At 55.3% G+C, this 9,733-nt stretch carries 11 protein-coding genes; 6 read left to right on the top strand and 5 right to left on the bottom strand.

The genetic code is table 11. The features are described from left to right. Nucleotides 1-5 precede the first annotated feature (5 nt). The 5 genes from ET33_RS06605 to ET33_RS06585 all read right to left on the bottom strand — a co-directional run bounded on the left by ET33_RS06605 (nt 6) and on the right by ET33_RS06585 (nt 5,289). Nucleotides 6-1,118 (bottom strand): ABC transporter ATP-binding protein, encoded by a 1,113-nt coding sequence (locus tag ET33_RS06605; protein ID WP_036678187.1) that lies wholly within the window; start codon nt 1,116-1,118, stop codon nt 6-8. 17 nt (nt 1,119-1,135) lie between these two features. Next, nucleotides 1,136-1,969, bottom strand: a complete 834-nt coding sequence (locus ET33_RS06600) for a carbohydrate ABC transporter permease (protein WP_036678184.1) — start codon at nt 1,967-1,969, stop codon at nt 1,136-1,138. 12 nt (nt 1,970-1,981) lie between these two features. Further along, nucleotides 1,982-2,926 carry a carbohydrate ABC transporter permease gene (locus ET33_RS06595; RefSeq protein ID WP_235206652.1) on the bottom strand — a complete coding sequence of 315 codons (945 nt, stop codon included), beginning with the start codon at nt 2,924-2,926 and terminating at the stop codon, nt 1,982-1,984. A gap of 97 nt (nt 2,927-3,023) precedes the next feature. Continuing rightward, nucleotides 3,024-4,400 carry an ABC transporter substrate-binding protein gene (locus tag ET33_RS06590; protein ID WP_036678181.1) on the bottom strand — a complete coding sequence of 459 codons (1,377 nt, stop codon included), beginning with the start codon at nt 4,398-4,400 and terminating at the stop codon, nt 3,024-3,026. A gap of 16 nt (nt 4,401-4,416) precedes the next feature. Next, the gene (locus tag ET33_RS06585; RefSeq protein ID WP_036678177.1) at nt 4,417-5,289 is read right to left on the bottom strand and encodes a MurR/RpiR family transcriptional regulator; all 873 of its coding nucleotides are present in this window, start codon (nt 5,287-5,289) and stop codon (nt 4,417-4,419) included. A 209-nt stretch (nt 5,290-5,498) separates the two neighbouring features. Here ET33_RS06585 and ET33_RS06580 point away from each other — a divergent pair, with 209 nt between their 5' ends. The 6 genes from ET33_RS06580 (at nt 5,499) to ET33_RS06555 (ending at nt 9,672) form a co-directional block, all read left to right on the top strand. Beyond that, on the top strand, nt 5,499-6,437 hold the full coding sequence (locus tag ET33_RS06580; protein WP_036678174.1) for a BadF/BadG/BcrA/BcrD ATPase family protein: 939 nt from the start codon (nt 5,499-5,501) through the stop codon (nt 6,435-6,437). 17 nt (nt 6,438-6,454) lie between these two features. Further along, nucleotides 6,455-7,369, top strand: a complete 915-nt coding sequence (murQ, locus tag ET33_RS06575) for an N-acetylmuramic acid 6-phosphate etherase (protein WP_036678171.1) — start codon at nt 6,455-6,457, stop codon at nt 7,367-7,369. Nucleotides 7,370-7,402: 33 nt separating this feature from the next. Continuing rightward, on the top strand, nt 7,403-8,545 hold the full coding sequence (locus ET33_RS06570) for a GNAT family N-acetyltransferase (RefSeq protein ID WP_051775137.1): 1,143 nt from the start codon (nt 7,403-7,405) through the stop codon (nt 8,543-8,545). Nucleotides 8,546-8,709: 164 nt separating this feature from the next. Beyond that, nucleotides 8,710-8,892, top strand: coding sequence for a hypothetical protein (locus ET33_RS06565; protein ID WP_200879188.1), 183 nt, complete (start codon nt 8,710-8,712; stop codon nt 8,890-8,892). Continuing rightward, nucleotides 8,877-9,167 carry a type II toxin-antitoxin system RelE/ParE family toxin gene (locus ET33_RS06560; RefSeq protein ID WP_036678165.1) on the top strand — a complete coding sequence of 97 codons (291 nt, stop codon included), beginning with the start codon at nt 8,877-8,879 and terminating at the stop codon, nt 9,165-9,167. The genes ET33_RS06565 and ET33_RS06560 overlap by 16 nt, the downstream gene beginning before the upstream one ends. 157 nt (nt 9,168-9,324) lie before the next feature. Beyond that, nucleotides 9,325-9,672 carry a DoxX family protein gene (locus ET33_RS06555; RefSeq protein WP_036678161.1) on the top strand — a complete coding sequence of 116 codons (348 nt, stop codon included), beginning with the start codon at nt 9,325-9,327 and terminating at the stop codon, nt 9,670-9,672. Nucleotides 9,673-9,733: the final 61 nt, after the last annotated feature.

The raw sequence follows: 9,733 nt of genomic DNA, 5'->3' as shown, positions 1-9,733 counted from the left end.
TATGCCTATGCCTCCAGCGCGATGCGCTCTTCCGTAGCCGGATCGAAGAAATTCAGCTTGCCGCCGTCGAAGGCGAACAGCTTTGACTGCCCCACCTGCGCCATCGTCTCCGGATGGACGCGGGCCGTCACCATCCGCTGGCCAACTCGGAAGTAGACGAGGTTCTCCGCTCCCAGATTTTCCACGACCTGCACGACGGCATTCAGCCGGTACGCCGATGCGGCCGGCGGCGCGAACTCCTCACCGTATATATGCTCCGGGCGCACGCCCAGAATGATGCTTTTGCCCTCGTACGCCTTCAGTCCCCGAACCGCGGCGTCCGTCAAGGCGAAGGAGGCCCCTTCCACATGCACGTGTCCCCGCTCGATGCGCGCGTCCATAAAGTTCATGGCCGGCGACCCGATAAATCCGGCGACAAACATATTGCTCGGCCGGTTATACAGCTCCGTCGGCGACGCAATCTGCTGGATGCGCCCCTGGTTCATGACGACGATCCGTTCACCGAGCGTCATCGCTTCGACCTGATCGTGGGTTACGTAGACGATGGTCGCGCCGAGCCGCTTGTGCAGCTCCGCCAGCTCCACCCGCATCTGAATGCGCAGCTTCGCGTCGAGGTTCGAGAGCGGCTCGTCGAACAGGAACACCTGCGGATCGCGCACGATCGCGCGTCCGACCGCCACCCGCTGGCGCTGCCCGCCGCTGAGCTCCCGCGGCTTGCGGTCCAGCATGTTGGTCAGCCCCAGAATCGCCGACGCCTCCTTTACCTTGCGCTGGATTTCCTCCTTCGGGCGCTTCAGGTTTTTGAGGCCGAAGGACAAGTTCTCTTCAATGGTCATGTGCGGGTACAAGGCATAATCCTGAAACACCATTGCAATATCGCGGTCCTTCGGGTGCATCTGATTGACGAGACGGTCTCCGATGTAAATATCGCCGCTTGACTGCCGCTCCAGCCCCGCGATCATGCGCAGGGAGGTCGTTTTGCCGCAGCCCGAGGGACCGACGAACACGACGAATTCCCGGTCTTCGATCACAAAATTGGAGTTTTCGACCGCGGTGAAGGTCCCTTTTTTGTCGTCCACATACTCTTTGCGTATATTTTGAAACGCCACGCGTGCCATCGCTTCGCTTCCTCCTTCTAGCCTTTCACGGCTCCTATGGTGATCCCTTGCAGGAAATATTTTTGCAGCGAGAAGAACAGGATGATCATCGGCAGAGCCCCGATGGTCGCTCCCGCCATAATCGCGCCGTAGTCGGTGGACTCGGCAAATTTGAAGCTTGCGAGACCGACCTGGATCGTCCGCATCTCACTCGAGCGCGTCACGAGGAACGGCCAGAAAAAATCGTTCCAGTTCGCCACGAACGTAAAGATCGCCAGAACGGCGAGGCCGGGCTTGGCCATCGGCAGGATGATTTTATAAAAAATGCCGAATTCGCTGCAGGCATCGATGCGTGCGGCATGAATAAGCGATGTCGGTAACGTGGACATATACTGCTTCATGAGAAAAATATTCCCGACGCTGACCAACGTTGGCACGATCATCGCCGTATACGTATCCGCCAGGTCGAAGACGTTGATCACCAGCACGTACAGCGGGATCAGTGTAACCTGCGCCGGAATCATCATCGTGCCGAGCAGCACCCAGAAGATCGAATTGCTCCCGGGAAATTTGAGCTTCGCGAACGCATAGCCCGCCATGGAAGCGAAAAGCAGGTTCGTGACGGTCAGCACGGAAGAGACGAACAGCGAGTTCAACAGCCATTGGACGGCGTTGTTTTTCGCGAAAAAGCGCTCGTACGGCGCGACGGACCAAATGTCCGGAATCATCTGCGGCCTGAAGACGGCCGAGGCCAGCGAATCTTGGAACGAGCCGATAATCATCCAGTACAAAGGGATGACCGTGATGACCGCCCAGAAAGCAAGAATGATCGCTGCAACGCCGATGAAGATTACTTTCGATTGGTTGCTCAACGCGTTCACCCCTTAATATTCGATGTCCGATGAGAAATATTTGAATTGAATGATCGAGATGAGAATAATGACGATAGCGAGTACGAACGATTGCGCGGAGGCCAGGCCGAAATCGTAAAATACGAACGCCGTCTGGTAAATGAGATAAGCGATCGTCGTCGTTGCGAAGTTCGGGCCGCCCTGTGTCATCAGATATACGCTGATGAACACCTGAAACGAGGTGATGACCCCCGTCACCAGCAAGTACAGCGTCGTCGGCTTAAGCAGCGGCCACGTAATTTTCGTAAACTTCGTCCAGCCGCTCGCATGGTCGATGTCCGCCGCTTCGTACAGCGATTTCGGAACGCCGCCCATCGCCGCAAGGTACAGGATGATGCCGCCCCCGTGCGAGCCGAGATACGTCATCAGCATCAGCGAGAACAACGCACTGTTGGATTTGCCGAGCCAGATGACGGGATCGATGCCAAACCAGCCGAGCACCGTGTTCATCGGTCCCCAAGGGGTCGGATCGAAGATCGCCAGCCAGACGAGCGAGATTGTCACGCCTGAGACAACGCCCGGCAAGTACAAGGCCGCTTTAAAAAACGTCTGCCACGATTGGCGCATCTGAAAGATGAGAAAAGCGAGCACGAACGTCAAAATAATGTTGACCGGCACGGTGCCGATGGTGAAAATGACGGTATTTTTCATCGACTTCCAGAACACTTCGTCCTGAAACATAAACTTGTAGTTATCCAGGCCGATCCAGTCCGTTTTCATGACGGTGTACTTCTGAAAGCTCATCAGAAACGCCGAGATAACCGGATACAGGGTGAACACCAGAAAGAGCAGCACCGGAACGAGGATAAACAAGTACGACCAGCCGTAATCCCGAATGAACTGCTTGACGGAAGTGTTCGCCTTCCTTTGCCGGATGGCTGGGCCCGGCACACCCGGCCCGTTGTGTAAATTGTCCATGGCGATCCTCCTTCATCATGCCTATGCCGGCGAGTCCGAAAAAAAAGGCCCTATATGACTCCATACAGGGCACCTTTTCGCGCGGCTTGTTGCTGCATTACTGGCCGAACATTTGCTTGCCTTTGGTTTTGAATTCTTCGGCGATTTTCTCCGGCGTTTTCTCCCCGGCGAACAGCGCCTGGATGGCCGGCTTCTGCACTTGCTCCTGGAACTGCTTCAGCTTCGTCGACTTGTCGACGTCCAGATTGCTCTCGACCGATCTCGTGGTGCTCTTCATGAAATTTTGTGCGGCTTCCCAGTTGTACTTCTGGGCTTTACCTTTGCCTTCGTACATTTTCGCCTGGGAGTTGCGGACGAACGGCAGGTTCAGCTCGTTGGAGGAGTTCCCCGCTTTCGCACCGCTCAGCGCTTCCATCACGAGGAAAGCGTTCTTCGCGTGCTGCTCGCCCTTATCGTTCTTCTGCTTGAACATAACATAGCCTTCGCCCATCACGTACGTCTTGCCCGGCGCATTCTCATGATGCGGAACCGGCAGCAGGACGAATTCGATTTTCTCGCCCTTCACTTTGCCCGCGTCGATATCTTTGTTGCGGTTGGCGATAATCGTATCGTAATAAGGCAGCGCTTTGCTGATGACGGCGGCTTTGCTATCGTAGAACATTTGCGTTCTTTGCTGCGGGTTGAGCCCACCCGTTTCCTTCGGCATCACGCCATCCTTCATCAGACCGTCGATGAATTTGAGGGAGTCGAGAATTTTGTCGTCGTTCCAAATGAACTTGCCCTTCTCGTCCAATACGTCGACTAGACCGGCGTTTTGCGCAATCAACTGGCTGAAATCGAGGCTGGTGCCGTCCGTCGCGAGACCGTACTGCATCGAGCCATCAGGCAGCTTCTTGGTCATCTTCTTGGCGATGTCGCTGAATTCGGACCAGGTCCAGCCCTTCTCCTGAATCTTCTTCCAATCGACACCCGCTTCTTCCAAAATGCGCTTGTTGCCGCCCCAATTCCATTGTCCCGCGGTCAGCGGCAGCCCGTATTGCTTGCCTTGAATTTTGCCCAGATCAAGCATACCCGGCAAGTAATCGTCCTTGATTTCCGGGGTCAGGAACTGGTCGAGCTGGATGGCAAGCCCCGTGTTGACATAGTGCCCCGACACCGCATGGTAATACAAATCCGGCGGGTCGCCCGCGTTCAGAGCAATGTCGAATTTCTTCGGACCTTCGGCCCAGGACAGCACTTCGTACTCTACTTTAATATGCGGGTACTGCTTGTTAAAATCGGCGATCAGTTCCTTGATGTCTTTCTCGTAATCCCCATGAACCGGGTAGGCCCATACCCTGACGGTATCGGGCTTCTTGTCGTCTTTCGCAGCTTCACCGGCCGGGGCGTTGGCTCCCCCTTCTTTTTTAGAGCAGGCGGAAACAAATACGAGACTTAAAGCTACCGTCATGGCAAGCAGTTTGCTGACCTTCATACATCCATCCCCCTAGTTAGCTTTTATGATTAAGTTTGGCCATGCCGTTCTCAAGTTCCCGGATCGCCTGACGGCTCCGGTCGAGGTACATGACGGACTGCTCGTAGTTGTTTCTGGCGACCCCGAGATATAAAATATCGATCACATTAAGCTGGGTAATCCTGGACGACATCGCTCCGCTTCGGATCTCGTTCTCCGTCGAGGAGATGCAGAGCGGAATGTCCGTGTACTGGGCGAGCGTCGTGCTGCCGTACTTCGTAATGCCGATGGTCACGGCGCCGTTCTGCTGAGCAGCCTTCAGGGCGGCGATGACTTCCTTCGTTTCGCCGGAGTACGAGATGCCGACGGCGACGTCCTCCTCGGTCAAGCTAACTGCCGACGCAAGCTGCACATGCGGATCGGCAAAGCAGAAGCACGTCCGGTTGATGCGCAAAAACTTCTGCTGCGCGTCCTGGCCGATCAGATTGGAAGCGCCGATGCCGAAGAAATAAATCCGCTTCGCCTGATGAAGCGCCTCCACCGCCTTGGACACCTGCTCCAAATCGAGAATTTTCACCGTATCGTGGATTGCTTGAATATTATTGTTGGAAACGTGCTGCACGATCGTCGCAATCGAATCCTGCGGCCGGATTTCCTGGTAGCCTTGCACGCCCCCCGTTTCCCGGAGGTCTCCCGCCACCTTCAGCTTCAAATCCTGGTAGCCCTTCACGCCCATCGATTTGCACAACCGGATGATGGCGGCTTGACTGGCTCCGCTCGCTTCGGCCAACTGGGCGACGGACAGCTCGATCATCCGCTCGGGATGCGCGAGCACGTACTCCGCAACCTTTTTCTCCGAAGGGTTCAGCCCTTCTAAAATCTCTCTTAACCGAACCAAACCTCCATGCATTGCGCTCACCCCCTCTTATATGTAAGTTATTATTACATAAAATGTTATTAAATAAAACACAACGGCGTTATTGATACCGTTTCCAACGATTGAAATCATTATATCGCATTTGAAATTTTAAATCAATATTATTTTTATAACGTGAAATTTTGTTTTACAAACCAAGCCTCGTTGTCTTATACTCGAATTATGCAAAGAGGGTGATAAGGATGGACTATATCGTTGGAATCGACGGCGGCGGAACCAAAACGGAAGCAGTCGTCATCGATACTTCGGGCAATCGGCTTTTCAGCTGTACGGGCGAATCGACAAATTCGAAGGCGATCGGCTTCGAGCCGGCCTCCCGTCATCTGGAAGCCGTATTGGACGAAGTGCTTCAGCATGAAGCCTGCGCAAGCGGGCGCTGTCTGGCCGTCTGCATCGGTATGGCCGGCACCGATACGCCGGAGGAAAAGCAAGCGGTCGAAGCCGTCCTGCGTGCCTATCAAGTCCGCATCAGCGCTTCATTCGAGGTTTTCGTGCGCAACGATGCGGAAATCGTCCTCATGGCTTCGCTTCGCCGCGAGTACGGCATCGCCGTCGTCTCCGGCACCGGCTCGATCGTTTTCGGCTGCACGCCGGAAGGCCGGCGTTACCGGGTTGGCGGCTGGGGCCATCTGCTGGGCGATGAAGGAAGCGGTTACCAAATCGGACTTCACGCGCTGCAAGCCGTGATGCGCAGTCATGACGGAATCTCCCCGGCAACGGCATTAACAGATATGATCCGGCACACGTATAGCTTTGACTCGATTACCGAACTGAAAACGTACATCTACGGACCGGACATTCGCAAAAAAGACGTCGCCGCCTTCGCCGAGCTGTGCATCAACGCAAGCAAGCAAGGGGATGCCGTTGCCGTGCGCATTATCGAAGGCGCGGCTGCGGAGCTTGCCGTCGCAGTGTCAGCCTTGGTCCGCAAGGACGCCTGGTTCCCGGATTCGGACCTTGTGACGACGGGCTCGGTATTCAAGCATTCCCCTTTGTTCGCCGATGCGTTCCGGCAGACGATCTCCGAAACGTTCCCCGGGCTGCACCTGCACCCGGCTTCCGAGCAGCCCGCCGCTTACGGCGCCGCGTTGCTCGGCTTCGAGCTCTTCCAAAGAACGTGATAAAAGGAGCAATCCCTATGTATAACCTGCTGAACGAATTAACTACCGAACAGCGCAATCCGAATACGACGCAAATCGACCGGCTCAGTTCCGAGGAAATCGTCCGGCTCATCCACACGGAGGACCGTCTGGTCACCGAAGCAGTCGGCCGCATTCTCCCGCAAGTCGCGCAGGCCGTCGACCGGATCGTCGCCGCTTTTCAGCGTCAGGGCCGGCTGTTCTACATCGGTGCCGGCACCAGCGGGCGGCTCGGCATTCTCGATGCGTCCGAATGTCCGCCGACCTATGGGACGGACCCGTCCATGGTGCAGGGCATCATTGCGGGAGGCTTTCAAGCGGTCAAGGACCCGGTCGAAGGCGCGGAAGACAGCGAGGAGCTTGGCGCGAAGGATATCGACGAGCATGGCGTCACGGACCGCGACGTAGTCGTCGGCATCGCCGCCAGCGGCCGTACCCCGTATGTGCTCGGCGCCATGAAGCGCGCCAAGGAAAAGCAAGCGACCGTGATCGGTCTATGTAATAACGAGCACACCCCGATGGCCGGCATCGCCGATCTGATGCTGGAAGCCGTTGCCGGACCGGAGGTCGTGCTCGGCTCGACCCGGATGAAATCGGGTACCGCGCAGAAGCTGATCCTGAACATGCTGACGACCGCCTCCATGATCCGCATCGGCAAAGTATATGAGAATCTCATGGTCGACGTCCTGCCTTCCAACGAGAAGCTCGTCTACCGCGCTAAACGGATTATCGGCATGGCGACCGGTGCGCCGGAGGATGTGATCAGCGAAGCGTACACCGCGTCCGGAAGACACGTCAAAACCGCCATCGTCATGATTTTGGCGAAAACGGACCGGGACGGCGCGCGCGAGCTGCTGGAGCGTTCGGGCGGTTTTGTACGCCAGGCGGTGACGCTGGCGAACGACGGAAATTAACACGGGATCGAGGAACAAGGAGGAGAATTTACGGTGGCAGACATACGGCTCGTCCGTCCGGACGAGATGGCCGAAGCGGTCACGCTTTCGGACTCGATTTTTCGCGAAGCGCAGCAGATTTCGATGAAGCCTGCGTTTCCCGACGTGTTTTCAACGGCCTTGGGCCAGTCTTATGGAGCGTTCGAGGACGGCAAGCTGGTCTCGTTCATGGGACTCGTGCCGGTCACGATCCGCATCGGCAAGGCGGCGATCGGCACGTATCAGCTCGGCTCTGTCGGCACCGATCCGGATGCCCGGGGCAAAGGCTATGCCAGCCTGATTTTACAGCGTATTTTTGAACATATCGACAAAGCCGGAGCGTCCCTGCTGCTCATTTCGGGCGGCCGTTCCTTGTACACGCGGGTCAATTGTCTGCCGTTCGGCGTTGTCCGGAGGTATACGGTGGATGCCGCTGCGGCGCAGGCCCTGCAAAGCCGGCACGCTTCCGAAGGAGTGCAGGTGCGCGATCTGGAGCCGACCGATTGGCTGTATATGCGGGAGCTGGCGGGCGCAAGATTGGCCCGCTTCGAGCACAGCGTCACCGACCTGGCGAATCTGGTCCAAAACGAGGCGCTCGTCAGCTGCATTAAGATGAAGCACCGCGTTCTCGTCGCCGATCGGGACGGGAAGCCTGTGGCGTTTCTCGTGGCCGCCGTACCGAATCCGCCGCTCGTCCCGAAGCGGGTTCCGTTCCTGATCGAAGCCGCCGGGGACGGCCCAGCCGTTGCGCTGCTGGCCGCGCATGCGCTCAAGCGGCTGGAGCTGGAACAGATCCAGCTCCCGGTTTCCGTGCACGAAAACGATTGGCTGGAGGCGCTCGAATCGGTGCCGTACCAGGAAGAGCCGAATCAAGGCACCGTCTACGTGATTCGGCCCGAGCGCTTGATCGAGCAGCTCCGGCCGTTCTGGGCGGAAGCGGCTCCGGGCCGTCATGAAGCGCTTCGCGTGCAATCCGCAGGCGACGGACGGGTCAAGCTCGAGTACGACGGCTTGTCGGCAGATTTGGACCCGCAGGCGTTCATCTCGCTCGTCTTCGGCGGAGATGAAGGCATGGCGGAGCACTCCGCGCTTCGCAGCGCGCTGAAAGAGCTGTTCCCGGTGCCGTTTCCGTTTACGGCGGGGTTGAATTATGTATGAGCGGGCGTTAGCCTACTGAAAGATAATAAAAAATGACTAGACAAGCTAAACTCGATAATGAGCAGAGAAATACTGCTCATTTTTTTATTGCTTTCCATGGTCAAAGCGCTCATTCGTAGTTGTCGACTTTAAAAATATGTTATACTTCTTTTGAGGTGATGATTATGCTTAAAGACGAAGTAAAACAAATCATTGACAATTTGCCTGACGATTGCTCACTTGAGGATATTCAATATACATTATATGTTCGCAAGAAGATCCAAAAAGGACTTGATGATATAGACAAAGGCGACGTTATATCTCATGAAGAAATGGAGAAGCGGATGTCTAAATGGCGAAATCAGTAATATGGACAAAAACCGCAAGTTATGACTTAGAACGAGCAGTAGAATATATACATCAAGATTCACCAGGATACGCTCTTTCATTTTTATATGATGCAATGGAAAGAGCCAAAACGTTGAAGCTTTTCCCCAACAGAGGAAGGATTGTACCTGAGATCAATAACCCGGATATAAGAGAAATTTTTTTACACCGATATAGGATGATCTACAAAATCGAAGAAGATCAAGTCATTATTTTAAGCTTCATACATGGAGCTACGAACTGGAATGGCCGCTAACTCACCCACATTTGATGTGGGTGTTATTTTTTTATCTCAACACTCTAAGCGGGCTTCGGCCCGCTTTTTTTACGTTGACAAACGTTCGCAGCAGATTTATATTACTTTATAGTAATATTACTTTAAAGTAATATACCTGTGTGAAGGAGCGGTTGTCTTGTCCACTCTCGTTATCGTCATTCAAATTATACTGGCCGGGATGTTCTCGCTTTCTTCCTTGATGAAGCTCAAACGGTCGCCGTCGATGGTTCGACATTGGAACGAATACCGGTACCCGATGTGGTTTTTGACCCTTACTGGCCTCGGAGAGCTTGCAGGCGTCGTCACGCTTCTTGCGGGCTTCCGGTTTCCCACGCTGCTGCCGTACGTCGGCATGTTCCTTATCGCTTTGATGCTGGGGGCGATTCACGCGCATCTGTTCCGGGCGAAGCACCGGCCGGTGATGACCGTTAACGCCGTATTAATGCTTGTGCTGTCCGTGATCATGATCGCCGCCACCCGGTGAACTCCTCCGCTTTCTCGGAACAAAAATAGACCGCCCATCCCACTGGGGACGGAGCGGTCTA

The sequence above is a fragment of the Paenibacillus tyrphae genome, from assembly GCF_000722545.1.
Taxonomy (GTDB): Bacteria; Bacillota; Bacilli; order Paenibacillales; family NBRC-103111; genus Paenibacillus_G; species Paenibacillus_G tyrfis.
This window is presented reverse-complemented; position numbering and strand designations above follow the sequence as displayed.